The organism is Arthrobacter sp. 10T44 (assembly GCF_056393885.1).
Map to the genome: position 1 here is coordinate 54897 of NZ_JBFTGT010000009.1, position 24779 is coordinate 79675.

The window sequence follows — 24779 nt, forward strand, 5'->3', positions numbered from 1 at the left end:
GGACAAGGATTGATTTGAAGGGACGTGCTATTCGGGGGCTAGCGGGCGGCCGGCATGCGGTCGGCCGCGGCGGTGATCCGGGCGGCTATCCGGCGCCCCATCCGCACTGCGCCGTCCACGTGCTGGTACCCCTCGGCCGCGAGGTCGGAGGAAGCCCAGTAGATCGGACCCACCGGCGCGTGCTGGTCCTTGCCGTAGCGGTGCAGGCCGCCCAGGTCATAACTGGCGGCGTAGGCGCCTCGGGTCCATTCCTCCGAACCCCAGTCGGACTCGTAGTAGACCTCCGGCTCGAGGGCCTTCTCGCCCAGGAAGCCGGCGATTGATTCAAGGATGGCGCGGCGTCGCTCCGCCGCGCTGAGCTCGAACATGGCGTCGGCCTTTTCGTCCGAGACGAAGCCCACCAGGGTGCCGCGGGGGTCCTCGTGGTTGGTGTTGTCGTAGACCTCCTGGACCAGCGCGTCCGCCCCGAAGCAGGTGCCGGACAGTCCGTCCTCGCGCCAGAACGGGGTGCTGTAGACGGCGTGCACCTTGATGACCAGGCCGAGGGACTGGTGCTGGTGCATCTGGTGCTGGCGGCGGGGCAGCGGCGGGTTGTAGGAGACCCGGGAGTAGAGGTTCGGCGGCACAGCCATGACCACGAAGCGGGCGTTCACGGTGGCGCGGTCCGACACCACGGTCACCCGGTGTCCGGTGCCACTCTCCTCCCAGTTGATCGTGCGCACCGGGCTGGAGAGGACGACGTCGTCGCCCAGTTCCGCCGCCTGCAGCAGCGAGACCTGCTGCATGCCGCCGACGACGCGCTTGTCCAGGATGAAGTCCTCATCGGTGAGGTGGGTGAAGGAACCCGCCGAAGCCGCCATCAGGACGGCCTGCAGGGCGGAGAAAGCGTGCGCGGGCTTGGTCAGCATGCCGCCGGCGATGAACAGGCCGATGTTGTTGCAGGCTTCCTCGTCGGAGGAGTTCTGGCGCAGCCAGTGGTGGAAGGAGATGGTGTCCAGTTCACGGGCCTTGGGGTGCGCCCACGGCTCGGTGGCGCCGATTTCCGCGGCGAGCGAGTCCAGCAGCGCGGTCAGTTTGTCCATCTCAGCGGCAGTGGTGTCACTGACCGGGAAGGAGTCCCCGGTGTACAGCGTGCGCTTGCCGTCGGCACCGATGTAGACGGACTGGCCGTCACGGTAGCGGTCGTAGGTCTTCAGGCCGAGCTCATCGAGGAGCTCAAGCAGCGCCGTCTGGTCCGGCGAAACCCACTGTCCGCCGATCTCCAGCATGGCGCCGTCAATCGTGTCCGTCCAGGTGCGGCCGCCCACCCGGTCGCGGGCTTCCAGCACGGCAACGCTCAGGCCGGCCTTCTGCAGCTCCCGTGCTGCGGTCAGCCCGGCCGGCCCGGCTCCAACGATGACGACGTCGCGGTCAAGTTCCAGCATGATGTCCTCTCTGTGGCCGCGAAGTGATGCGAACCACTAAATGAATGCCATTCATTTAGTACGACTATAGCGGTAACGTTGGAAAGAGGGAAGACCCCGGCGCAAGATCGCATCCGGTGGAATAATCCGTGGAATAGTCCAGAGGACAGCCCAGTAGAAAGGCCCGCAATGCCGGCAGCCAAAAGCGCCACCGCGGATCCGCACCGACCCGACGCCAAACCGCGCCGCCGGGTGGGCAGGCCCCCCTCGGCCGTCCTCGACCAGGACGGCATCACCGCGGCCGGCCTGCAACTGGTGCGCAAAAGCGGCTACGACGGCTTCACCATGGCAGCCCTGGCCCGCTCGCTGAACGTGGCGCCGTCGGCGCTGTACAACCACGTGTCCTCAAAACGGGAGGTGCTGGTCCTCATCCAGGACCACCTGACGTCATTCGTGGACGTGTCGGCCTTCGAGACCGAGCCTTGGGACCAGGCGGTGCGCGATTGGGCCTGGAGCTACCGCGACGTCTTCTCGCGGCACACCCCGCTGATCCCGGTTATTGCGGTGCTTCCGGTGGCCGACGCCCCGAAGACCCTCGCCATGTACGAGGCCGTCAGCGCGGGGTTCCGCCGGGCAGGGTTCCCGCAGGAACGCATCATCTCGGCAATCGTGGCCCTGGAGTCCTTCATCTTCGGTTCCGCCTACGACGTGACGGCACCGGCGGACATCTTTGATTCCGGCAGCCTGGCGGCCGAGACGCCGAACTTCTCCGCCGCCGTCGCCAGCCTGGGCGAGCAGGGCTACGCGAACCAGGCGGACGTGGCCTTCGGCCTGGGACTCGAAGCGCTGATCGAGGGCTTCGGGGCGCTGCGGGGGTAGGACGGTGGCGCCGGACCGGCCGGGCGGCCCAACGAAGCCCGGAATCTGACTGAGACGCGGCATCAAACAAAAAAGAACCCCGGTCCGAAGACCGGGGTTCTTTCATTTGCGTGCGCGAGGGGGGATTTGAACCCCCACGCCCTTTCGGACACTGGCACCTGAAGCCAGCGCGTCTGCCGTTCCGCCACTCGCGCGCAACTTCTTTCACCCGGCAGAGGCCCGGAATCCGGACCAGCAACCTCGTAAAAGCAGCGAGATCAAGCATAACGGACAACTGCGGGAAAACACCAATCGGGACTCCGGGGGCGCCAAACCGCCGCAACGAAGGCACCCGGAACCCGCCTGCCCAGTCCCCCGCGGCGCCAGCCCACCCGCAGTGGGCTCCCGGACATCCGCGCACGTCAGGGCCGGTCAGACGCAAATATCCCGACCGCAGCGGCGGGCCGCATTAAGGCCATTCCCAGCCTTGCCCAGTAGTATCTGATGTAGGAGTGCCCGGTTACGGCGGACTCCTGCGAATGTTGGAAACCGAGTTCCGGAACAAACGCTGCCCCGCAGCTGCCAGGAAAGGAGAAGGACCATGGGCTTGCTGGACAAAGTCGAGCGCGGCATCGAAAAGGCCGTCCGCGGAGTCTTCTCCACCGGTTCCCGCGCCCAGGTTGAGCCGGTCGAGATCGCCAGCCACCTCCGCCGCGAAGTGGACAACAAGGCCCTCACCGTCGCCGCGGGACGCACCCTTGCACCCAACGTTTTCGATGTCCTGCTCAGCGGCGACGATTTCCAGCGGGCCCAGGAGTGGGGAACCCCGCTCGCGGAAGAACTGTGCGACGTCGTCATCAACCACGTCCGCAGCCAGGGATACACCCTCCAGGGTCCGGTGCGGATCAGCTTCCGCCGCGACGAGGACCGCCGGGCCGGCGATTTCGAAATCACGTCCCGGACCGAAAAGGCCGGTGGAGCCCCCGCCCAGCCCGGCGGCCAGGGCACCATGCCCGCAGCCCCGACCCGGCAGCCCGGCCGCCTCCAGCCGGTGCTTGACATCGACGGCCAGCGGTATTCGCTGAATGCACCCTCGGTGGTCCTGGGCCGCTCCTCCGAAGCGGACATCCTGATCGACGACACTGGAGTGTCGCGCCGACACCTGGAGATCCGTACCGGCCAGGGCGCAGCGCAGGCCATCGACCTGGGCTCAACGAACGGCAGCTACGTGAACGGCCACAAAGTGGTGGGCAGTTCGGAACTCACCGACGGCGCCACGATCACGATGGGACGGACCAAAATCATTTTCCGCCTGATGCCCGCCAACCCGGGCGGCCGCCCGTGAGTGAACTGACCATCACCGCCCTGCGCTTTGGTTTCCTGATCCTGCTCTGGGTGCTCATCTTCAGCATCGTCTCAGCCATGCGCCGCGACCTCATGATCGGCCGCAAAGCCGCCGCCGGTGCCCCCACCGCACGGCAGGTGCGCCGGAACCCTGCACTGGCCGAACCTGCCCCGGCCCCGGTGAAGCAGCAGGCCCGCCAGCTCGTCGTCACCGAAGGCCCGCTGAAAGGCACCACCCTTCCGTTGGCCGGGAGCCCCATCCTGCTGGGCCGGGCACAGGAAGCCACCCTGGTCCTGGAGGACGACTACGCCTCCGGCCGGCACGCACGCCTGTTCCCGCAGGGCAGCCGCTGGTTCATCGAGGACCTCGGTTCCACCAACGGCACGTATCTGGCAGATCAAGAGCTGACCCGGGCACTTCCGGTGGAGCTGGGTGTCCCCGTGAGAATCGGCAAGACGGTCATTGAATTGAGGCCGTAGCCATGGCTGCCCCCGAATCCCCCGCAGACAAGGCAGCAACTGCCCTGAAGCGGCCGCTCATCATGCGCTACGCCGCGCGCTCCGACGTCGGCCGCGTGCGCGCGAAAAACGATGACTCCGCCTACGTCGGCCGCCACCTCGCCGTCGTCGCGGACGGCATGGGCGGGCACGCCGGCGGTGACGTGGCATCCGCCGCCACCGTCCTGGACATGATCCATTTGGACCGCGATGACTACGACGCGGAGGCCGGCGAGGCCGACACCGTCCTGGCTGACGAGATCCAGACCGCCAACTCGCTCCTCTCCGAGCTGGTCCACATGAACCCGAAACTCGCCGGCATGGGGACCACCGTGACCGCGCTGCTGCTGGCCGGGGGCAAGCTCCACTTCGCGCACATCGGCGATTCGCGCGCCTACCGGCTGCGCAACGGCAAGTTCGAGCAGGTCAGCGTGGACCACACCTTCGTCCAGCGGCTCATCGACGAGGGCCGGCTGCGCCCCGAAGAGGCCGAGACGCACCCGCACAAGAACGTGCTCATGCGTGTCCTCGGCGACGTCGACGCCAGCCCGGAACTCGATCTGGACGTCCTCGACGTCGAACCCGGGGAACGCTGGCTGCTCTGCTCCGACGGGCTGAACTACGTTGCCGGCCACGTCGTTGAGCGCACGGTCCGGGAGACCAAGAGCCTGCGCGAGTGCGCCGAAAAGCTTGTTGACCTCACCCTGGAGGCCGGCTCCCCGGACAACGTGACAGTCGTCATGGTGGACATCGCGGAACAGACGCCGGACGACGTGAACACCGCCGCCGTCCAGGTCGTCCCGGCAATTGTCGCCGCGACAGCACTGGCATCGAAGACCGCACCACCGGCCGCACCACCGGCCGGCAGTGCCGGCAGCACCTATGCCGGCAAGGCTTCCGAGAACGCCAAAGACGACTACTCGGCCGGCAGATCAGACAAAACCCCGGAGGAGGCCGCCGGCCCGGCCAAGGAGCCAGAGCCCTCCACCGATCCGCATCTCGGCGAGCACCTGTCCGCCGAAGTCCTGCGTGAGGAACTCTCAACCCGTCCGCATGAACTCGTCGGCGCGGCGGCCTCCGCCGCGGCCTCCGGCTCCATCCCCTCCATCGCTGGCCGCACGGTGGCCCGCCGGGCCGCAACGGTGTTAACGCACAAGGCGGAGCCGGACAGGGAAGACGCCGACGAGTACAAACCGCCGGTCAGGCGCCGGCGCTGGCTGACAATCTCCATCGCCGCGGCGATCGTGGCCGTGCTGGGTATCGGCCTCTGGCTTGGTTACGCCTGGACGCAGACCCGGTACTACATCGGGGAGCACGATCAGCGAGTTGCCATTTTCAACGGGGTTTCCCAGCGCTTGGGCCCCATTCCGCTTTCCACCCTCGAGACGGTGACCGATATCCGGATGTCTGACCTGCCAGAGTTCTCGCAGCAGCGTGTACGCCAGACCGTTCCCGCGCGGGACCTCTACGACGCGCAACGGATCGTCAAGAACCTTGAGCGCACCGGCACGACGGCGCCGGCCGACGAGTGCCTGACCCCCTCCCCCACGCCGAGCGCCAGCGCGACCGGGCGGGCCACATCCGGCGCGGCCGCCCGTTCCAAATCGGCTTCCCCGACCCCGACGCCCTCGCCGTCGCCGAGTTACTGCGAGGGGGGCAAATGACGCCGATCGATCCCACGCCCAAGCCGCGCCGCAACGCCGAGCTGGTGCTGCTGGTCCTTGCCCTCGCGGTGGGGATCGGTGCCAACGCCCTCGTCGGCGTCGACCGGCAGAAGGCCTTCGACACCGATTTCTGGTTCCAGTCCGGCCTGCTCACGGCCGCGGCGCTGGCCTTCCATCTGGTGCTCCGCATCCGCGCAAAATACGCCGATCCGGTAATACTTCCCCTGGTCGTCGCGCTTAACGGCCTTGGCCTGGCAATGATCCACCGCCTCGACCGCGTCGGGGAAGACACCGGCAATAACCAGCTGCGCTGGACCCTGGTGGCGATGGCCGTGGCCATCGCCGTCATCTGGTTCCTGAAGGACCACCGGATCCTGCGCCGCTTCACGTACATTTCCCTCGCGGTCAGCGCGGTGCTGCTGATCCTGCCGCTGGTCCCGGGGATCTCCGCCGGCGAGGTTCTGGGCGCGAGTGTCTGGATCAAACTCGGGTCCATGACCTTCCAGCCCGGCGAAATAGCGAAGATCACCCTTGCCATCTTCTTCGCCGGCTACCTTTCCTCCAACCGGGACCTCATCCTGCTGGCCGGACGCAAGATCGGGCCCCTTCAGTTCCCCCGGTTCAAGGACATGGGCCCCATGATCACCGCCTGGCTGGTCAGCATTGGCGTGCTGATCTTCCAGCGCGACCTCGGCACCTCGATCCTGTTCTTCGGCCTGTTCCTGGTGATGATCTACGTCGCCACCAGCAGGATCAGCTGGGTGATCATCGGCGTCGTCCTGATGGTGGCCGGCGGCTTCGTGGCGTCCAAGGTCTTCTCGCACGTGGCACTGCGGATCGACGGCTGGCTCAATGCGTTCACCGAGGAGGTCTACGGGCGGGAATTCGGCGGCAGCCGGCAGATCGTCGAAGGGCTCTTCGGCATGGCCAACGGCGGCCTCGTCGGCACCGGCCTCGGCCAGGGCCGCCCCAACCTCGTCCCGTTCGCCAACAGCGACATGATCGTCGCCTCCTTCGGCGAGGAACTCGGGCTGATCGGCGTCTTTGCGATCGTGCTGATGTATCTGCTGCTCTTCACCCGCGGTTTCCGCGCCGCGCTCGGAACCCGGGACGCGTTCGGCAAACTGCTCGCCACCGGATTGTCCTTCGCCATCGCCCTGCAGTGCTTCGTGGTGATCGGCGGCGTCACGCGCCTGATCCCGCTGACCGGCCTGACGACGCCTTTCCTGGCGGCCGGCGGCTCCTCCCTGCTGGCGAACTGGATCATCGTTGGCCTGCTGCTGATGATCTCGCACACCGCACGCGGGCCGGTGGACACCACGCCCCTCCCGCCGGGCCAGGATCCTGGGCTGCAGAATGAGACTCCGGCCATGCCGCCGAAGCCTGCCACGGCACCGGCCCGCGGCACCAGCACCAGTCCAGACGCTCCCACCGAGGCGGTGAAACTCCCGTGAACCAGGCCATTCGCAACTCCTGGATCGCCGCGATCGCGATGTTCGCGCTGATCTTCGGTGCGCTCAGCTATGTCCAGGTGGTGGGCGCCGATGAACTCAAAGCCAACGCGTGGAACAAGCGCACCTTGCTGCAGAACTACTGCAACGACCGCGGTGCCATCATCGTCGGCGGCAAGCCGGTGGCGCAGTCCGTGGCGGGCAGCGAGAGCTGCCAGTTCCAGCGCAGCTACGCGCAGCCGGAGCTCTACGCCGGCATCACCGGCTATTTTTCGAAGAACTACGGCCTGACGGGCATGGAACTGGCCATGAACGAACAGCTCGCCGGCAGCTCGGACCAGTTGTTCCTGGACCGGGTCGGCCAGCTGTTCCTCGGCAACCAGCCCAAGGGCGCCTCAGTCGAGCTGACCCTGGATCCGAAAATCCAGAAGCTTGCCTATGACCTGATCCCCGAGGGCCAGCGCGGATCGATCGTGGTGTCCAACCCGAAGACCGGTGCGATCCTGGCCATGGTGTCCAAGCCCTCGTATGACCCCAATCTGGTGGCCACCCAGGATTCCGACGCCGAAGCGGCGAACATCACCAAGCTGAACAAGATCCCGGGCATCAACCTGAACCAGTCAGTGAGCGGTCCCACCGGCGCGCTGCTGGCTCCGGGGTCCGTTTTCAAGATCATCGACACGGCGGCGGCCCTGGGTTCCGGCAAGTACAACAAGGACAGCGTGCTGCCCAACCCGGCCGAGATGCCGTTCCCGGGGATCCAGTACAAGCTGCCGAACTACGCCGGCGGCAACTGCTACACCCGGAACACCGCCTCGTTCGCGTTCGCCCTCCAGCAGTCCTGCAACACCCCGTTCGCCAGCATCGCTATCGACCTGGGCCAGAAGGCGATCGAAGAACAAGCCAGCAAGTTCGGCTTCGGGCAGGACTTCGGCGACCAGCTGAAGCTCCAGATGGCAAAGAGCACTTTCCCGAGCGAGCCGCTGGACGACGCCGGGCTGGCGCAGTCGGCCATCGGCCAGCGGGATGTCCGTGCCACGCCGCTGCAGATCAACATGATGACCGCGGCCATCGCGAACGGCGGCGTTCAGATGAAGCCCAACCTGATCAAGGCCCTGCGGTCCCCCGATCTGCGGATTCTCAACGAGCCCAAGCCCGAGGCACTCCGGACCTCCACGAGCCCGGAAATCGCCCGCCAGATCAGCGAATGGATGACCAGCGTCGTCAGCGAAGGCATCGCCCGCGGCGCCGCGGTGCCCGGCGTCGAGGTGGCAGGCAAGACCGGCACGGCCGAGCTCGGCACGGGCCTGAACAATTCATGGTTTACCGGGTTCGCCCCGGCGAATGACCCGCAAGTGGCCGTCACGATTGTCATGCAGGGCGTGGACATCACCACCGGCGCAAATCTAACCAGTCCGAACGCGAAGAAGATTTTTGAGGCGGTGTTGAATAAGTGAGGCCTACATCGGGAATCACCCTCGGCGGCAGATTCCAGCTGACCACACGCATTGCGATCGGCGGCATGGGAGAAGTCTGGAAGGCCAAGGACCTGATCCTTGGCCGGATCGTCGCGATCAAGGTCCTCAAGGAGGAATACACCGGCGACCCGGGTTTCCTCCAGCGTTTCCGGGCCGAAGCGCGGCACACCGCCCTGCTGAACCACGTGGGCATCGCCAACGTTTTTGACTACGGCGAGGAAGAAGGCTCCGCCTATCTCGTCATGGAACTCGTTCCCGGACAGCCGCTCAGCAGCATCATCGAGCATGAGCAGGTGCTCTCACCGGACCGCACCCTGTCGATGATCTCCCAGACGGCACGGGCCTTGTCCGTCGCCCACGCCCAGGGCCTGGTGCACCGGGACATCAAGCCAGGCAACCTGCTCATCACCCCGGACGGCCGGGTCAAGGTCACCGACTTCGGCATCGCGCGGCTGGCCGACCAGGTTCCGCTGACGCAGACGGGCCAGGTGATGGGCACGGCCCAGTACCTCGCCCCGGAACAGGCCACCGGGCAGACCGCGACCGGCGCCTCCGACATCTACTCGCTCGGCGTGATCGGCTACGAATGCCTCACGGGGCACCGTCCGTTCTCCGGCGAATCCCAGATTGCGATTGCGCTGGCCCAGGTCAACGACGCCCCGCCGCCATTGCCGGACAGCCTGCCCAGGCCGGTCCGCGCGCTCCTGATGTCGATGCTGGCCAAGGACCCCAAGAATCGCCCGGCCGATGCGATCAAGCTCGCCGAAGCGTCCGATGCCATCCGCAACGGCGACATCGCGGCCGCGCACGCGGCCGTTCCGGGCATGCTCCTCTTCGAAGCAGCCACCGGCCCCATTACCGCACCGGTGAACGTCCCCACCGCAGCGACGGGTGTCATCGGCGCCAGCGCGGCTGAGGACAAGTCGACGTCGGCGCTGCCGGTGATCGGCGCCGCCGGCGCGGGTGCCGCAGCCGGGCTGGCGGCCGGGGCCGCCGCGGCAAGCGGACACGGCGCACGCAGTGCCCTGTCCCGCGCGGATGCGCTGGCCGCGGAACGCAGCTGGATACCTGAGGAAGAGGACTATGACGGCTACGAACCGGAAGAGGAAGAGCCACGGCGGAAAGGCCGCAGCCCCTGGACCTGGCCGCTGATCGCCCTGATCCTGCTCGTTCTGTTTGCCTTGGTGGGAGTGGTCCTGTCGCAGGCCGGGATCCTGTTCCCCTCGTCCCCGGCCGCCACCAGCTCCAGCGCCAAGGCCAGTACGACAAGCGCCGCGCCGACGTCCAAGAGCCCGAGCCCCAGCCCCTCCAGCAGCTCGGCCACGCCAACCGAGTCGACGCCGGCCGCCATCAACCTGATTCCGGATGCATACAAGGGCCGCCCCTATAACGATGTCCGGGCGGAGCTGAACGGCCTGGGCCTTCAGGTCAAGGGCAACCCCATCGCGGACCCCTCCGCCCCCGACACGGTGATCGACATCGATCCCTCCGGCCCCGTACAGCCGGGTGAAACCATCACGGTGAGCTACTCCAAGGGACCGGAGAAGGTTACCGTTCCGACGCTGGAAACGGGGGCCAGCGAGGCAGCCGTCCAGCGCGCGATCGAGGGGGCCGGGCTGCGCTGGCAGAAGGGTGCTCCGGTCGAAGGCGACGGAACGCAGCAGGAGGGCACCTTTGTCAGTTCCGAGCCGGGATCAGGCGAGAAGGTCCCCGCCGGTTCCGTGGTCACCTATCACCTTGCCACCGCGCCGGCGCCCGTCTCGGACTCTCCCTCGCCGAGCGTCAGCACCACCAAGTAGGCGCCCGTGTCCACTTCACCCCGCACTCCATCGCACCGGGAGGACAGCAGCCCGGCGTCGGCCCAGCGCGTCCTCAGCGGGCGCTATGAGCTGGGTGAGCTGATTGGCCGCGGCGGGATGGCAGACGTGTTCCGCGGGATTGATACCCGGCTGGGACGAACCGTGGCCATCAAGCTGCTCCGCCCGGACCTGGCGCGGGACCCGCAGTTCCAGGCCCGGTTCAAGCGTGAGGCCCAGGCCGTCGCGGCGCTGAACCACCCTTCCATCGTCGCCGTCTTCGACACCGGGGACCATGCCGTCCCCGGTGGCCACGACGACACCGTGCGGGTGCCGTACATCGTGATGGAGTACGTCTCGGGCAAGACCATCCGCGACCTGATCAGGGCCAAGGAAGTCACGATCGACCAGGCCATAGACTTCTCGCTGGGGGTTTTGGCCGCCCTCGATTACAGCCACAAGGCCGGGATCGTGCACCGCGACATCAAACCGGCCAACGTCATGTTCTGCCCGGATTCGAACAGCGTGAAGGTGATGGACTTCGGGATTGCCCGCGCCATGGCCGACTCCTCTGCGACCATGACGCAGACGCAGGCCGTGGTGGGAACGGCCCAGTACCTCTCTCCCGAACAGGCACGCGGCGAAACAGTCGACGCGCGCAGCGACCTGTACTCGGCCGGTTGCCTGCTCTACGAGATGCTGACCGGACGCCCGCCGTTCGTCGGCGACAGCCCGGTCTCGGTCGCTTACCAGCATGTGCGTGAGATTCCGGAACCGGCCAGCAGCCTGAACCCTGAGGTTTCCGCGGCGCTGGACAGCGTGCTGGCCAAAGCCCTGCAAAAGAACCGGGCCGACCGGTTCCAGGACGCGGCTGCATTCCGGCGCGCGCTCCGGGCGGCCCGCAGCGGCGTCGCCGTGGCGGCCCTGCCGGCCAGTGAGGCGCCGACAGACCCGAACAACACGGTCGCGGGCACGGAGCAGGCGCCGCCCACGGCCGCCTTCGCCTTGACCGGGGCCAAGTTCCTCGATGACGTCCCTTCCGGCCGCATCACGCCGCAACAGACCGCCGCGGAGGACGAGGCACTCGCCCAGTCCGGCTCGGCCCCGCACGGTCACCCCGACACCGACAGTCTCGAGCTGAGCCTTCCGGCCGAACGCGAACCCACCCCCCGGCAAAAGTCCCGCCGCCGGATGTGGACGGCGACGCTGCTGATCTTCACGCTGCTGGTATTGGCCGGAGGCGGCCTGTGGCTCTACAACATGGTCAACCAGCGGCCTGCGCCCATAGCCAAGGTGGACGTCCCCGCGGTGACGTCGCTGACCGAATCCGAGGCGCTGCAAAGGCTCTACAACGCCGGGCTCAAGCCCCAGTTGAAGCGCATCCAGCACGAGACCGTCCCCAAGGGCATCGCCGTCGGCACCGTGCCCACGGCCGGGAGCTCGCTGGAAAGCAATTCCGAGATCACCCTCAATATCTCCGAGGGCCCCAGTGTGATCACCATCCCCGCGGACCTGCCGGGCCGGACCGAGGCGGATGCCCGGGACGAGCTGCGCCGGATAGGGCTGACCGGTGCCCCGAAAACCACCCTGGACAACAGCCCCAATGTGCCGGCGGGCATCGTCATCACGACCAACCCGGCGCCGGCGCAGACCGTGGCCGTGGACAGCACGGTGGAACTCATCGTGTCCACCGGCAAGGTTGCGGTGCCGCAGCTCATCGGCCTTCCGAAGGCGGAGGCGCAGGCTGCACTGAAGAAAGTCGGCCTCCTCGCCATCATCAAGGAAGTCGAAAACACGCAGGTCCAGCCGGGCAAGGTGACGGCGCAAAGCGACGCCGCGCAAGCCGCCGTCGAGCAGGGCAAGGCGATTACCGTAACCGTGGCAAAGGCCCCGCCGCCTCCGCCCCCGCCGACGCCGACCCCTTCGCCCACACCTTCGCCGACCCAGACGGACGTCACGGAAGGCGTCGGCAAGCTGCTGGGGCCCGGCGCCTAGCAGCGCGCCGGGTTCAGTGCTGGATGAGCGGGCTCAGGGCCGCGGCCCGCGCCGCGGCCCCCGCCATGCCCAGTGACTCAAGCCAGTTCCCGAGCATCAGGTAGCCGCCCTCGGTGAGCACCGACTCGGGGTGGAACTGGACGCCGCAGAGCGGTGCCGCGCGGTGCTGCAGTCCCATCACGACGCCGGTGGCCGTCTCAGCGGTGATCTCCAGGATCTCCGGGATGCTTTCCCGCACGGCGGCGAGGGAGTGATACCGCGTCGCCGTGAACGGCGACGGCAGGCCGCTGAAGACGCTGGTCCCGTGGTGTTCGACGAGCGAGGTCTTGCCGTGCATCAGTTCGGGGGCGTGCGTAACGCGCCCGCCGTAGGCCTCCGCCAGCGCCTGGTGTCCGAGGCAGACGCCCAGCATGGGCTTGTTGTGGCTGCCGCACCACTTGATCAGCTCGATGCAGACACCTGCGTCGGCCGGCGCACCGGGTCCGGGCGAGACCAGGACGCCGTCGCGGGCTTCGGCCATCTCGATCGCCTCGGCAAGCGTCACGTCGTCGTTGCGGACCACGGTTGTCTCCGCGCCGAGCTCCTGGAGGTAGCCGACCAGGGTGTAGACAAAGCTGTCGTAGTTGTCTACGACCAAGATTTTGGTTGTGCTCATGGGTGCCTTGCTAAGCCAATCGTCGAATCAGTGAACGGGCTGAATTGCGCCATCCAGGGAAAAAGGAACTGAACCATCAATACCAGCACGCCGGCCAGCAACACCAGCGATGTGACGATACGCAGCCATAGCGGTCCGGGAAGCCCGCGGAAGATCCATCCGTACATCGTCTAACCCTCCCCGAGGGTGCGGGCCACCTGGGCTGCTATTTCGGCCGGTGGCCCCGCGGAAGCGGGCTGCCAGCGCTCCAGCAGGGAATAGGCGATGATCCGCTCCTGCGAACCGAAGCGCGGGTTGCAGCTGGTCATGGTGAGGTAGCTTTCCGTCGGTTTGGCCGAGGGCTGCGCCGGGACAGGCAGCAGGACGTCCGTGGCGGAAGGCAGAACGATCTCGCTGTTGCGGAACCGGTAGACGTAGTAGCCCTCCCGGGTCTGCACGTAGATCCTGTCGCCCGGGACCAAGGAGTCGATATTGTCCAGGACAGCTCCATGGGTCTGCCGGTGCCCCGCCAGCGCAAAGTTTCCCGCCGCGCCGGGCATCGCGGTGCCGTCGTAGTGTCCGAGCCCCAGCGAGTCCAGTACCTCGGGCGTGGTTCCCTGCACGACGGGCCGCGTGTACCCGGCGCCGAAGCGCGGCACGTAAACGACGCCGATCGTAGTGCCGGCTGCCGGCTCGGAAGCGACAGGGGCTGGACCCGGGCCGGCGGAGGCAGGGCCGGCCGAACCGTCCACGCCGGTGCTCGCGCCACTGGGCCGGGGGGCGCCCGGTCCGTTTAGCTCCCGCGCGAAATCCTTGACGACCTCGCGTTGCCGGGCATCGGCGTCGAGGTTGGTCCACCAAAGCTGCCAGGCGACAAACAGCAGCAGGACCACCCCTGCCGTCAGGAGCAACTCCCCGGCAACTTGAAGGGCGCGGGACACCGCGCTCCGCGGAACTTCGCCGCCGCCCCGCGCAGGCGCGGCCAGGGATTCCGCCTTCTCCTGCAGCACCGTGGCCTCTCCTCTGGGCGTTCGCAGCGGGCGGAGTGTGGCCTTAACTACAGCTAGAATTGGCTGCGATTAGGATTTCAAACTCCACCAAGAGCGCGTTGACCGCCGGCTGTTCCTTTTCTTGCAGGATATCAAGCCGAGGCACCCGCTCCTCATCCAGCCCGCCAAGGAGGACCCGTGCCCGAGTCGAAGCCGCGAAAGAGGACTGCCAGCGTCGCGCAGCAGACTTCTGCGACGCAGGCCTATAAGCCCAACCCCGTCTGGTTCAAGCCGGTGATGTTCGGCCTGATGATCATCGGACTGCTGTGGATCATCACCTTCTACATCAGCGAAGGCACCCTCCCGGTCAGGGAGTGGGCGTCGTGGAACATCGTCGCCGGATTCGGCATCGCCATCGTCGGCTTCCTGATGACCACGCGTTGGCGTTCCTGAACCCCGCATTCCCCTTCGCAGCAGGCCGGCACACAGAGTGTGCCGGCCTGCTGCGTTAAGCCCGCGCCGTTAGCGTCGGCTGGTCGGGCGATAATGCTGGAAGGCAAACTCTCCAGCAAAGGATTCCAGATGACCCCCGACGTCAGTGGCTGCATCATCGGCGACGATGGATTGACCCGGCCGGCCTGGGCAGCCACAGACCCGCTCCTGCGCGACTACTACGACAGCGAGTGGGGGCTCCCGGTCCGGGACGAACAGGGGCTCTACGAACGGATCAGCCTCGAGGCGTTCCAGGCCGGCCTGTCCTGGGCGACGATCCTCCGCAAGCGCCCCGCCTTCCGCGCCGCGTTCGCCGACTTCCACCCTGAGACAGTGGCCGCCTTTACCGAGGACGACGTCGAGCGCCTGCTGCAGGACGCCGGCATTGTCCGCAACCGGCTCAAGATCCGGGCAACGATCACCAATGCCCAGGCCACTGTGGACCTCAGGGACGACGGGGGGCTGGTGGACTTCGTCTGGGGCTTCCAGCCTGACAGCACCCCGGAGCCGACGGCCCTGACAGAGATTCCCACGAGCTCCCCGGAGTCGGTCGCGTTGTCCAAGGCCCTGCGCAAGCGCGGCTTCGTGTTTGTCGGCCCCACCACGATGTACGCCCTGATGGAGGCCATCGGGATGGTCGACACCCATCTGCTCGACAGCCACCGGCGCGGCACCTCGGGCGTCTGGCTCCGCTAGTCGCAGCCCACCGGGTCCACAGCTGTGCACAAGCAGCCCAAAGTTATCCACAGCCTGTTGATACCCCGGGCGGATCGCGGCCCGGGGAAAACGGTCCGCGCTGGCCCGCCCGCGCACCCAAATCAGGGGATAGAGACCCGGTCCCTCCGCTGAATCACAGACCTGTAAGTTATTAACACTGTGGACGGTCTGTGGATAACCGCAGTCGGAGCCGAGTGTGGCCGCCTTCGACCCATTGCCAGGCCGGTTGCGCCGTCGCCCAGCTCTCCACTCTGTGCACCGGGTTGCATCGGGTGTGCCTTGGGATACTTGTCCACTTAATAACAGGCCGCTACCCACAACTTATCCACAGCTGGGGATAAGTGGCCGCTGGCCGTCGCCCGGCAGCCCCGGAAAAGCCCGGAATGGCGCGTTTTCCACGGCGAAACTCAGAGGATCAAGTTATTAACAATGTGAACAACCCTGTGAATAACGGCCTATAAATCAGATAAATAGGACCCCTCCCGCGATCGCAGTCGCTTAGGCTCCCCTGGCGTGCAGGACTGGGAGGGCCTGGAAGGGTGTTTCCGGCCCTGGCGGCTGACGGCGGCAGCAGCGGCTGGAGCAGGGGCTGGCCGGGGGAGACGGGTCCGCCTGGGCTGACGGTTGTGGCGGGTCCGCGCGGAGAGTCCCCGGGCGCGCTGGGTCCGGCCGGAGGTTGTCCACTTAACCACAGGCGGTCCCCAGCAAGTTATCCACAGGTGTGGAGAGTGGCGGGTGGGCTGCGCGGGATTTGCCAGCTGTGGCGGTCAGATCCGGCATCGTCGGTTGAACTACAGGCATGTAAGTTACCAACAATGTGGATAACCCCTGTGGAAAAGTTTCACGCCGGAGATGGCGCGTAACATACGGGGGCAGGGCTTACGGAAAAGCGCGGCGGTTTTGGACCGGCGCATCCCGGACCCGGGGCGCCTCCGTCCGGAACCGTAGCGGAAACCCACGGCCCTAGCGCAGAGCGGGTCGCCTAGGCCGGCAGCGAGGTGGCCGCGGCGTGCAGGGCGGTGGCTGCGACGAGCAGGCACAGCACCACGGCAAGTCCGGCGGCCTGAAGGAGCCCTTGGCGACGGCCCCGCGGAACGTAGGCGATCACCGCGGCGCTCAGCGCTCCAGTGATGAGGCCGCCAAGGTGGGCCTGCCAGGCGATCTGGGGGATGACAAAGCCAATGACGCCGTTGATGGCGATCAGGACCCATAGTTGCCTGGTGTCGCCGCCGCGGTGGCGCTGGACCACCAGCATGGCGCCGAAAAGGCCGAAGATGGCGCCGGAGGCACCGACAACGCCGGTGAGGGCCTGGCCCGGTGCGTAGGCCGGTGTCAGCAGCAGATAGCCTACGGATCCGCCAACGGCTGACAAGAGATAGAGCGCCAGGAAGCGGACACGCCCGAGGAGGGGTTCCAGCGCCTGGCCGAACATCCACAGCATGTACATGTTGAGCACGATGTGGAGGATGAAGCCTTGCGAGTGAAGGAAGGCCGAGGTCAGCATCCGCCAAGGTTCGAAGGCGCCGTAGGCGGGGTTGGCGTAGACCGTGGCGAAGGCGAAGTTCTGGTAGATCCCGTCGTTGGGAACTATCCACTGCAGCACGTAGACGAGGACACAGGCTGCGATGATCCCTAAGGTGGCCAGCGGCTTCCCCAGGGCGGCGGCGCCGCCGTAGACCGAGCGGGCCGTCGGCGTCGTACGTTTGGTTTCGTTGACACAGTCAACACACTGGAATCCGACGGCGGCCGCCCGCTGGCAGTCGGGGCACGCAGGGCGCCCGCACCGCTGGCACCGCACGTAGGCGGGCCGGTCCGGGTGCCGGGGGCACACCGGGATCTGCGCGGACGGCTCTGCCGCCGGAATTCCGTAGCTCATGGCGTGGGCTAGAGCTGTTCTACGTCAATGCTGTTGATGACGACGTCCTCGACCGGGCGGTCGCCCATGCCCGTGCGGACACCTTCGATGGCGTCGACGACCTTCTTGGACTCATCGTCCGCGACCTCGCCGAAGATGCTGTGCTTGCCCTGCAGCCAGCCGGTCGGGATGGTGGTGATGAAGAACTGGGATCCGTTCGTGCCGCGGCCCATCTGGATGCCCGCGTTGGCCATGGCCAGCTTGTAGGGCTCGTTGAAGGTCAGCTCCGGGTGGATTTCGTCGTCGAACTTGTAGCCCGGCCCGCCGACGCCACGGCCCAGCGGGTCGCCGGCCTGGATCATGAAGTCCTTGATGATGCGGTGGAAGATGGTGCCGTTGTAGAGCGGCGTGCCGGTCTTGTCCTCACCGGTTTCCGGGTGGGTCCAGGCCTGCTCACCGGTGGCCAGGCCGACGAAGTTCTTGACGGTCTTGGGCGCGTGGTTACCGAAGAGGTTGACGACGATGTCGCCCAGGCTCGTGTGAATGGTTGCTTTTGCGGTTGCGATGGCAGTCATGGCCCTATTCTTCCACGGCAGGGGTTCGCGCACAGGGCCGCAGAGTCAGTTCCGCGCTGGGTGAAATCCAGCCGAAATCGGGCCTGAGAATAGCCGGTGGGGTCCCGGACACGTAGGCTAACTGCAGAACCGTCACATTAATCGGGAGGTAGTTGTGAAGAAAACGGATCGTATTGCCCGTGAGCTGGAGCAGTCAGTCAGCACCGCAGTAGAAAACGCCAAGGACTGGGCAGGCCCGCGGGTCGAAGCAGCAGTCGACTGGGCTGTTCCGCGTCTGCAGCAGGGCCTGGACACCGCTTCTCCCAAGATCCAGGAGGGCCTCAAGTCGGCGGCCCACAACCTGGCCGACGGCGTGGCCACTGTGACCCCCCGCATTCAGGACGGGCTGGCCCAGTTGGCGCCGAAGATCCACGATGCCGTCGAAAGCGCCACCCCCCGGCTGCACGATGCCCTGGACAAGGCCACCCCGGTGATCGCCAACGCCCGTGACCGCGTCGTCGTCGAATACCTGCCCAAGCTTTCGGACCAGATCGGCCACGCCTCCGACGCCGTGCACCGCACCCTGGAAGGCGCACCGGCGCACGTGGACGCTGTGGCACAGCGGCTGGTTGACTCCGGTGTTGTCCACAACATCCAGGGGCAGGCGCAGTCCGCCGGCCAGCAGATCAAGGCCGCCGCCGCCGAAGCCAGCCGTGCCGTCACCGGTGAGCTTGGCAAGCCGCAGAAGCCCAAGCACCGCGGCTTCCTTATCTTCGGCGTCATCGCCGCGGCCGTGGCCGCCGGCGTCGCCGCCTGGAAGGCATCCAAGCCGATCGAGGACCCGTGGAAGACGCCGGCCCCGGTCACGCCCGTGACTCCGGCCCCGGTTCCGGCCACTACGGTCAGCGACGTCAAGGAGACCGTGAAGGAAAGCGTCAGCGACGCCGCCGACGCGACGGTTGCCGCAGCCGACAAGGCGGCCGAGGCTTCGGCGGATGCCGCTGACGCCGCTGCAGCCAAGTCGGGGGATTCCTCCGCGAAGGTTGCGACCGACGCCAAGACCGCGGTTCGCAATATCGCAGCGAGCCTGAACGGCGACGACAAGAGCAAGTAGCTCCTGGGCTGCCGGTGAACCAGCCGGCAGCCTGAGGACTGCACTTCAAGGAGGGGTTCCGCCGCCGGCGGGGTCCCTCCTTTTGGTTTGCCTTTAGCGGCCCGGGATGCCCGTCAACAGGCCGCAAGAACGGTGCAGGTGCTAAATTTGGGGGGATGTCACCCGATGAACCCTCTGTGGATGCCCCACACGATGCTGAGCAGCCCCCGGCTGTCTCCATCGTTATTCCGGCGTACAACGAGGAAAGCGTCATCCGGCAGTGCCTGATTGCCGCCGTCTACCAGTCCGTCCCGGCGCACGAGATCATCGTGGTGGACAACATGTCTAAGGACCGCACCGCGGAGATCGTCCGCCAGATGCAGCTGGAGTACCCGGAGAGCCCGATCATCCTTCTCAGCCAGGACACAGACCAGGGCCTCATCCCGACCCGGAACTTCGGCCTGGACCACGCCAGCGGGGATGTCCTGGGCAGGATCGACGCCGACTCGGTGCTGGAACCGGACTGGGTGGAACAGGTCCAGCAGGCCTTCGCGGACGCGTCAGTGCATGCCGCCACCGGGCCCGTTGTCTACTACGACATGCCAATGCGACGCTTCGGCCTTAAGGCCGACGACAAGATGCGCCAGCTCATGCTCAAGCTGGCCAAACACCAGTACCACTTCCTGTTCGGCTCCAACATGGCCCTGCGCCGTTCCGCGTGGGAGACCATTCGGCTGGAGACCTGCCGCGATGAGAAGGATGAGATGCATGAGGACATCGATCTCTCCCTTCACCTTGCCGACCACGAGCTGCGGATCCAGTACTGGCCGCAGATGGTGTCCGGGATGTCAGCGCGCCGGCTCGAGGATTCGCCCCGCGACTACCGTTACTACGTCACACGCTTCGACCGCACCTACAAGGCGCACAACGTCAAGAAAATGGCTCTGAAAGCGCCCATGGTGGTCTTCTTCTCGGTGTACTTCCCGGCGAAGCTGCTGCGCGCCATCCACACCGTCAACACCGCCCAGCCGGCCCGCCGCGGCGGCCAGTAAGGCCCCTAAGGCCCGCCGGCGCACCCGCGGCCGCCGCCGTCGTCAGTCCGTCCCCAGCTCCGCCAGCCGGGCGGCAGCACGCCGCACCGCGCGGGAGCGTCGCTGGCCCATCACGACGACGGCGAGTCCCACCAGGATCATGCCCAGGCCGGCATAGGTTCCGGCCGGCAGCGTCTCGCCCAGGAAGGCCGCCGCCAGCAGCGCCGCCCCCGGGATCTCCAGCAGGATGATCATTGAAACCAGCAACGGGCTCATCGTGGCGAGCAGGTGGTTGAACGCCGTGTGGCCCACCAGCTGCGCGCAGACAGTGATGGCCAGGATGCCCAACCAGCCGGTCGCGTCGAAGCCCGCGAGCGGCTGCCCGGTGGCCAGGGCCAGCACCGCCACGACGGCGGCACACATGCCGTAGCAAAGCGTGGTGTAGACGCCGGTGCCCATGGTCTGGCGGGCCTTGCCGCCGGCCAGCGTGTAGATGCCCGCCAGCACGCCCCCGGCAACGGCGAGAAGATCCCCAACCAGGGCTTGCGGCGAGCTGCCCATGTCAAAGCCGGTGATGGCCACAACACCGCCGAAAGCGAGGCCGAGGCCGGCGAGGACCTGCCAGCGGTGCCGGACCCCGCGGAAGAGCTGGAACACGGCGATCCAGCCCGACTGCAGGCAGACCAGGGCGGTCGCTGCCGCCACCGACGTGAGCTGCAGGGACGTGATGAAGCAGGCGAAGTGCAGTGCCAGTGCCACCGCGGCCGCCAGCGACCAGCGGAACTCGCTGCCCGTGACCCGGCCGAACTGGCGGGGCTGGCGAACCAGCACGGGCCCGGCCATCACGGCCGCTCCGATGGCGTTGCGCCAGAAAGCGATTGCGAGGGCGCTGACGGACGTGGCGCCCAGGGTGGCGGCGATCAACGGGCCGGAGGAGGCGACACCCAGCACGCCGAGGGCGGCGAGGAAGAAGTTCACGCTCCAACAGTAGTGTGCCGGCGGGGGCGTCCAGGTTCCGCGCCGGCCCGTTACGGGAAGCCTCGAGGGCTTAACGCAAAAGGTCCCGGCCAGCGTTTCCGCTGGCCGGGACCTTTCCTATGGTGGAGGCACGGGGACTCGAACCCCGAACCCCCTGCTTGCAAAGCAGGTGCGCTACCAATTGCGCCATGCCCCCATAAGAAGCAACCCGTCAATCATACCCCGCTGCCGGAGAGCCGTTGCCAGCTTTCCTGCCGGGGTTCCGGGCTAATCAACCGTGTCGGTCGACTCGCTCCAGACTGCCTTCCGGGCTTCGGATTCCTGCACCTTCCTGTAGAGCAGGACGCCTGCGATCGTGGCTGCAACAACCAGCAACTTCTTCACATGCACCCCGTTCCGGTCCAGTTTCACGTGGACCTTTACAGGAACCAGTACAGGTTCCGTGGGCGTACCAGGACTTGAACCTGGGACCTCTTCGTTATCAGCGAAGCGCTCTAACCGCCTGAGCTATACGCCCCGATGCCTCATCGGGCCGAGATATGACTTTACAGCACATCCCGGCCCGATCTCAAATCGAGGCATTTCCCCGGAGAATATCCGGGAAAACTACGGGTTCTAGTCGTCCGTAAGGGTGACGCCGATGCCGCCCACGAGGGTGGCAGCGATGTTGTACAGCACCGCCGAAAGCATCGACAGGGCCGTCAGCAGCACCACGTTGATCACCGCGATGATCACCGCGAAGGAGGCAACCTGGCCGAGGGAGGCGACCTTCTTCAGTTCGAAGCCGCCGCTTTCGGAGCCGGCCAGGGTTCCGAGGAGCCCGTCCACCTGGTCGAAAATGCCGGTCAGGTCCAGGACGGTCCAGAGCACGATCGCGGCGACGACGGTCACGATGCCGAGCGCCACCGAGAGCAGGAAAGCCATCTTGAGCACGGACCAGGGGTCGACCTTGCTGATCAGCAGGCGCGCGCGGCGGACTTTCGCCTTCGGCGCCGGCTTAACCAGTCCCGGAGTTCCCTGGGCAGGGCGCTGGCCGGAGGCTTCCGGTCGCTGTCCGGCTGCTGCGGGACGCTGGCCCGGAGCGGCCGGCCGCTGTCCTGGGACAGCGGGACGCTGGCCGGGGACGGCGCCGGCCGGTCGCTGCTGCGGACGCGACGGGGCGTTCACCCGCGGGGCGGCAGCCGGCTGCCGCATCCCGCCGGGGCCGCTGCTCGACTTGGGATATGAGTCGGAATTGCTCACGCGTTACCTCCGGTATTGTCTTCGTCCAGCTCGGCATGGCCTGATGACTCATCTGACTCCGGGGCCGGTACTGATTCTGTCTCTGCGGACCCCTCGTGTGATCCGGTCTCTCCAGCCAACGTTACGTCATCCTGCTCCGTAGCCCGACTTTCATCGCCGCTTTCGAGGGCTGTTTCGTCGGTCTCGAGGCCGCGTTCGCTGTTGCGGGCCACCGCGATGATGCGGTCGTTCTTGTCCGGTTTGGCAAAGATCACGCCCATGGTGTCGCGGCCCTTTGCGGGGACCCCGGTCACGGAGGAGCGGACCACCTTGCCTCCTTCCATGACCACCAGGACTTCGTCTTCCTCGTTGACGATCAGGGCACCGACGAGGTGTCCGCGTTCTTCCTGGTACTTGCCGACCTTGATGCCGAGTCCACCGCGGCCCTGGAGACGGTATTCCTCCACCGCGGTCCGCTTGGCGAAGCCGCCTTCGGTGACGATGAAGACGAACGATCCGTCCTGTACGACGTCGGCCGCCAGCAGTTCGTCGTCCTCGCGGAACTTCATTCCGGTGACGCCGGACGTTGCCCGGCCCATCGGGCGCAGTGCCTCATCCGTGGCCGTGAAGCGGATCGACTGGCCCTTGCGGGAGACCAGCATCAGGTCATCCGTTTCGGACACCAGCTGTGCCGAGACCAGCTCATCGCCGTCGCGCAGGTTGATGGCGATCACGCCGGCGGAGCGGTTGGTGTCGTAGTCCTCCAGCCGCGTCTTCTTGACCAGGCCGCGCTTGGTGGCGAGCACCAGGTACGGGGCGTGCTGGTAGTCGCGCAGGTCCAGCACCTGGGCGATGTGCTCGTCCGGCTGGAAGGCCAACAGGTTCGCCACGTGCTGGCCCTTGGCGTCGCGGGCCGCTTCCACCAGTTCGTACGCCTTGGCACGGTACACGCGGCCCAGGTTCGTGAAGAACAGCAGCCAGTGGTGCGTGGTGGTGACGAAGAAGTGCTCCACGACGTCGTCGCCGCGCAGCTGGGCGCCCTTGATGCCCTTGCCGCCGCGCTGCTGCGACCGGTAGTTGTCGCTGCGGGTGCGCTTGACGTAGCCGCCCCGGGTGATCGTGACGACCATTTCCTCTTCGGGGATCAGATCCTCGATCGACATGTCGCCGTCGTAGCCCATCAGGACCTTGGTCTTGCGGTCGTCGCCGTGCTTGGCCACAATTTCGGCCAGCTCGGTGCTGATGATCTCGCGCTGGCGCTCCTCGGAGGCAAGGATCGAGTTGTATTCGGCGATCAGGGCTTCGAGTTCCGAGTGGCGGTCCTGGATCTTCTGCCGCTCCAGGGCGGCAAGCCGGCGCAGCTGCATATCCAGGATGGCCCGGGCCTGCAGTTCGTCGATGTCCAGCAGTTCCATCAGGCCGTCGCGGGCCGCTTCGGTGGTGGTGGAGGCACGGATCAGGGCGATGACCTCGTCCAGCGCGTCCAGCGCTTTGAGGAGGGCGCGCAGGATGTGCGCTTCCTCCTCCGCCTTGCGCAGGCGGTACCGGGTGCGCCGGGCGATGACGTCCATCTGGTGCGTGACCCAGTGCCGGATAAACGCGTCGAGGCTGAGCGTGCGCGGAACCCCGTCGACGATTGCAAGCATGTTCGCCGCGAAGTTGTCCTGCAGCTGGGTGTGCTTGTAGAGGTTGTTCAGCACCACCTTGGCGACGGCGTCGCGCTTGAGCACAATGACGAGGCGCTGGCCGGTGCGGCCCGAGGTCTCGTCGCGGAGGTCGGCGATGCCGGAAATCTTGCCGTCCTTGACGAGTTCGGCAATCTTGATCGCCAGGTTGTCCGGGTTGGCTTGGTACGGCAGCTCGGTGACCACGAGGCAGGTGCGGCCCTGGAGTTCCTCGACGTTGACGACGGCGCGCATGGTGATGGAGCCGCGGCCGGTCCGGTAAGCGTCCTCGATGCCCTTGTGGCCCAGGATCGTGGCGCCGGTCGGGAAGTCGGGACCCTTGATCCGCTGGATCAGTTCTTCGAGCAGCTCTTCGCGGCTGGCGGTCGGGTTGGCCAGGTACCACTGGACGCCGTCGGCAACCTCACGGAGGTTGTGCGGCGGAATGTTGGTGGCCATGCCGACGGCGATGCCGGACGAACCGTTAACCAGCAGGTTCGGGAAACGCGCCGGCAGAATGGTCGGTTCCTGGTTCTTGCCGTCGTAGTTGTCCTGGAAATCAACGGTTTCCTCATCAATGTCCCGGACCATTTCCATGGCCAGCGGTGCCATCTTGGTTTCGGTGTACCGGGGAGCCGCGGCGCCGTCGTTGCCGGGCGAACCGAAGTTGCCCTGGCCGAGTGCCAGCGGGTAGCGCATGGTCCAGTCCTGGATCAGGCGGACCAGGGCGTCGTAGATCGCGGTGTCGCCGTGCGGGTGGTACTGGCCCATGACCTCGCCGACCACGCGGGCACACTTGTTGAAGGACCGGTCGGGGCGGTAGCCGCCGTCGAACATCGCGTACAGCACGCGGCGGTGGACGGGCTTGAGTCCGTCGCGGACGTCCGGCAGCGCTCGTCCGACGATGACGGCCATGGCGTAGTCGAGGTAGGAGCGCTGCATTTCGGTCTGCAGGTCAACCTGTTCGACGCGGTCGGTCAGCACATCGGTGTCAAGAACGGTGCCTTCGAGCACGGGTTCCGCGCCGGATGCGGCTGGAACCTCGGGTGTTTCGTCACTCATAG

The 24779-nt window shown here is 66.7% G+C and carries 22 protein-coding genes and 3 tRNA genes; 12 read left to right on the forward strand and 13 right to left on the reverse strand.

The window, feature by feature from the left end:
- Positions 1–38: 38 nt before the first annotated feature.
- Positions 39–1424, reverse strand: a complete 1386-nt coding sequence (locus AC1DBL_RS14395; RefSeq protein WP_476893466.1) for a flavin monoamine oxidase family protein — start codon at positions 1422–1424, stop codon at positions 39–41.
- Between the two features lie 168 nt (positions 1425–1592).
- Here AC1DBL_RS14395 and AC1DBL_RS14400 point away from each other — a divergent pair, with 168 nt between their 5' ends.
- The gene (locus AC1DBL_RS14400; RefSeq protein WP_476926362.1) at positions 1593–2282 is read left to right on the forward strand and encodes a TetR/AcrR family transcriptional regulator; all 690 of its coding nucleotides are present in this window, start codon (positions 1593–1595) and stop codon (positions 2280–2282) included.
- A gap of 111 nt (positions 2283–2393) precedes the next feature.
- Here AC1DBL_RS14400 and AC1DBL_RS14405 read toward each other — a convergent pair.
- A tRNA-Leu gene (locus AC1DBL_RS14405) sits at positions 2394–2476 on the reverse strand.
- Between the two features lie 386 nt (positions 2477–2862).
- Between AC1DBL_RS14405 and AC1DBL_RS14410 the strand changes: the two genes are divergently transcribed.
- From AC1DBL_RS14410 to pknB, 7 genes are read left to right on the forward strand one after another with little or no spacing between them, the layout of a single operon-like run.
- Complete coding sequence (locus tag AC1DBL_RS14410; protein WP_441419113.1) at positions 2863–3606, forward strand: FhaA domain-containing protein; 744 nt, start codon at positions 2863–2865, stop codon at positions 3604–3606.
- Complete coding sequence (locus AC1DBL_RS14415) at positions 3603–4085, forward strand: FHA domain-containing protein FhaB/FipA (RefSeq protein WP_476926363.1); 483 nt, start codon at positions 3603–3605, stop codon at positions 4083–4085. The genes AC1DBL_RS14410 and AC1DBL_RS14415 overlap by 4 nt, the downstream gene beginning before the upstream one ends.
- 2 nt (positions 4086–4087) lie before the next feature.
- Complete coding sequence (locus AC1DBL_RS14420; RefSeq protein ID WP_476917297.1) at positions 4088–5767, forward strand: PP2C family protein-serine/threonine phosphatase; 1680 nt, start codon at positions 4088–4090, stop codon at positions 5765–5767.
- Positions 5764–7221 (forward strand): FtsW/RodA/SpoVE family cell cycle protein, encoded by a 1458-nt coding sequence (locus tag AC1DBL_RS14425; RefSeq protein ID WP_476893468.1) that lies wholly within the window; start codon positions 5764–5766, stop codon positions 7219–7221. Before AC1DBL_RS14420 ends, AC1DBL_RS14425 begins: the two co-directional genes overlap by 4 nt.
- A complete protein-coding gene (locus tag AC1DBL_RS14430) occupies positions 7218–8675 on the forward strand; it encodes a peptidoglycan D,D-transpeptidase FtsI family protein (protein WP_476893469.1) in 1458 nt (485 codons plus the stop codon). Before AC1DBL_RS14425 ends, AC1DBL_RS14430 begins: the two co-directional genes overlap by 4 nt.
- Positions 8672–10495: a protein kinase domain-containing protein gene (locus tag AC1DBL_RS14435; protein ID WP_441419117.1), complete on the forward strand. Its 1824-nt coding sequence runs from the start codon at positions 8672–8674 to the stop codon at positions 10493–10495. Before AC1DBL_RS14430 ends, AC1DBL_RS14435 begins: the two co-directional genes overlap by 4 nt.
- Before the next feature lie 6 nt (positions 10496–10501).
- A complete protein-coding gene (gene pknB / locus AC1DBL_RS14440) occupies positions 10502–12487 on the forward strand; it encodes a Stk1 family PASTA domain-containing Ser/Thr kinase (protein ID WP_441419118.1) in 1986 nt (661 codons plus the stop codon).
- Between the two features lie 13 nt (positions 12488–12500).
- Here pknB and AC1DBL_RS14445 read toward each other — a convergent pair whose 3' ends face one another.
- The 3 genes from AC1DBL_RS14445 to AC1DBL_RS14455 are packed head-to-tail and all read right to left on the reverse strand — an operon-like array spanning position 12501 to position 14128.
- On the reverse strand, positions 12501–13142 hold the full coding sequence (locus tag AC1DBL_RS14445) for an anthranilate synthase component II (protein ID WP_441419119.1): 642 nt from the start codon (positions 13140–13142) through the stop codon (positions 12501–12503).
- Positions 13139–13309, reverse strand: coding sequence for a hypothetical protein (locus AC1DBL_RS14450; RefSeq protein WP_441419120.1), 171 nt, complete (start codon positions 13307–13309; stop codon positions 13139–13141). Before AC1DBL_RS14450 ends, AC1DBL_RS14445 begins: the two co-directional genes overlap by 4 nt.
- Before the next feature lie 3 nt (positions 13310–13312).
- A complete protein-coding gene (locus tag AC1DBL_RS14455) occupies positions 13313–14128 on the reverse strand; it encodes a class E sortase (RefSeq protein WP_441419180.1) in 816 nt (271 codons plus the stop codon).
- A 180-nt stretch (positions 14129–14308) separates the two neighbouring features.
- Between AC1DBL_RS14455 and AC1DBL_RS14460 the strand changes: the two genes are divergently transcribed.
- The gene (locus AC1DBL_RS14460; protein ID WP_441419121.1) at positions 14309–14563 is read left to right on the forward strand and encodes a cell division protein CrgA; all 255 of its coding nucleotides are present in this window, start codon (positions 14309–14311) and stop codon (positions 14561–14563) included.
- Positions 14564–14692: 129 nt separating this feature from the next.
- Complete coding sequence (locus AC1DBL_RS14465; RefSeq protein ID WP_441419122.1) at positions 14693–15298, forward strand: DNA-3-methyladenine glycosylase I; 606 nt, start codon at positions 14693–14695, stop codon at positions 15296–15298.
- 1003 nt (positions 15299–16301) lie between these two features.
- On the opposite strand, the gene AC1DBL_RS14470 is transcribed toward AC1DBL_RS14465, so the two are convergent.
- Positions 16302–17195 (reverse strand): rhomboid family intramembrane serine protease, encoded by an 894-nt coding sequence (locus AC1DBL_RS14470; protein ID WP_441419123.1) that lies wholly within the window; start codon positions 17193–17195, stop codon positions 16302–16304.
- Between the two features lie 8 nt (positions 17196–17203).
- Positions 17204–17749 carry a peptidylprolyl isomerase gene (locus AC1DBL_RS14475; protein ID WP_441419124.1) on the reverse strand — a complete coding sequence of 182 codons (546 nt, stop codon included), beginning with the start codon at positions 17747–17749 and terminating at the stop codon, positions 17204–17206.
- A gap of 154 nt (positions 17750–17903) precedes the next feature.
- Between AC1DBL_RS14475 and AC1DBL_RS14480 the strand changes: the two genes are divergently transcribed.
- Both AC1DBL_RS14480 and AC1DBL_RS14485 read left to right on the forward strand, forming a co-directional pair.
- Positions 17904–18842 carry a hypothetical protein gene (locus tag AC1DBL_RS14480; RefSeq protein WP_476917302.1) on the forward strand — a complete coding sequence of 313 codons (939 nt, stop codon included), beginning with the start codon at positions 17904–17906 and terminating at the stop codon, positions 18840–18842.
- A gap of 155 nt (positions 18843–18997) precedes the next feature.
- Positions 18998–19873, forward strand: a complete 876-nt coding sequence (locus AC1DBL_RS14485) for a glycosyltransferase family 2 protein (RefSeq protein WP_441419126.1) — start codon at positions 18998–19000, stop codon at positions 19871–19873.
- A 42-nt stretch (positions 19874–19915) separates the two neighbouring features.
- Here the strand turns inward: AC1DBL_RS14485 and AC1DBL_RS14490 are convergent, their stop codons facing one another.
- The 6 genes from AC1DBL_RS14490 to gyrA all read right to left on the reverse strand — a co-directional run bounded on the left by AC1DBL_RS14490 (position 19916) and on the right by gyrA (position 24777).
- The gene (locus AC1DBL_RS14490) at positions 19916–20830 is read right to left on the reverse strand and encodes a DMT family transporter (protein ID WP_441419127.1); all 915 of its coding nucleotides are present in this window, start codon (positions 20828–20830) and stop codon (positions 19916–19918) included.
- A gap of 120 nt (positions 20831–20950) precedes the next feature.
- A tRNA-Ala gene (locus AC1DBL_RS14495) sits at positions 20951–21026 on the reverse strand.
- A gap of 71 nt (positions 21027–21097) precedes the next feature.
- Positions 21098–21241, reverse strand: coding sequence for a DLW-39 family protein (locus AC1DBL_RS14500; RefSeq protein ID WP_175322972.1), 144 nt, complete (start codon positions 21239–21241; stop codon positions 21098–21100).
- Between the two features lie 32 nt (positions 21242–21273).
- Positions 21274–21347 (reverse strand) — tRNA-Ile (locus AC1DBL_RS14505).
- Between the two features lie 98 nt (positions 21348–21445).
- Positions 21446–22072, reverse strand: a complete 627-nt coding sequence (locus AC1DBL_RS14510) for a DUF3566 domain-containing protein (RefSeq protein ID WP_441419128.1) — start codon at positions 22070–22072, stop codon at positions 21446–21448.
- On the reverse strand, positions 22069–24777 hold the full coding sequence (gyrA, locus tag AC1DBL_RS14515; RefSeq protein WP_441419129.1) for a DNA gyrase subunit A: 2709 nt from the start codon (positions 24775–24777) through the stop codon (positions 22069–22071). The genes AC1DBL_RS14510 and gyrA overlap by 4 nt, the downstream gene beginning before the upstream one ends.
- Between the last annotated feature and the right edge of the window lie 2 nt (positions 24778–24779).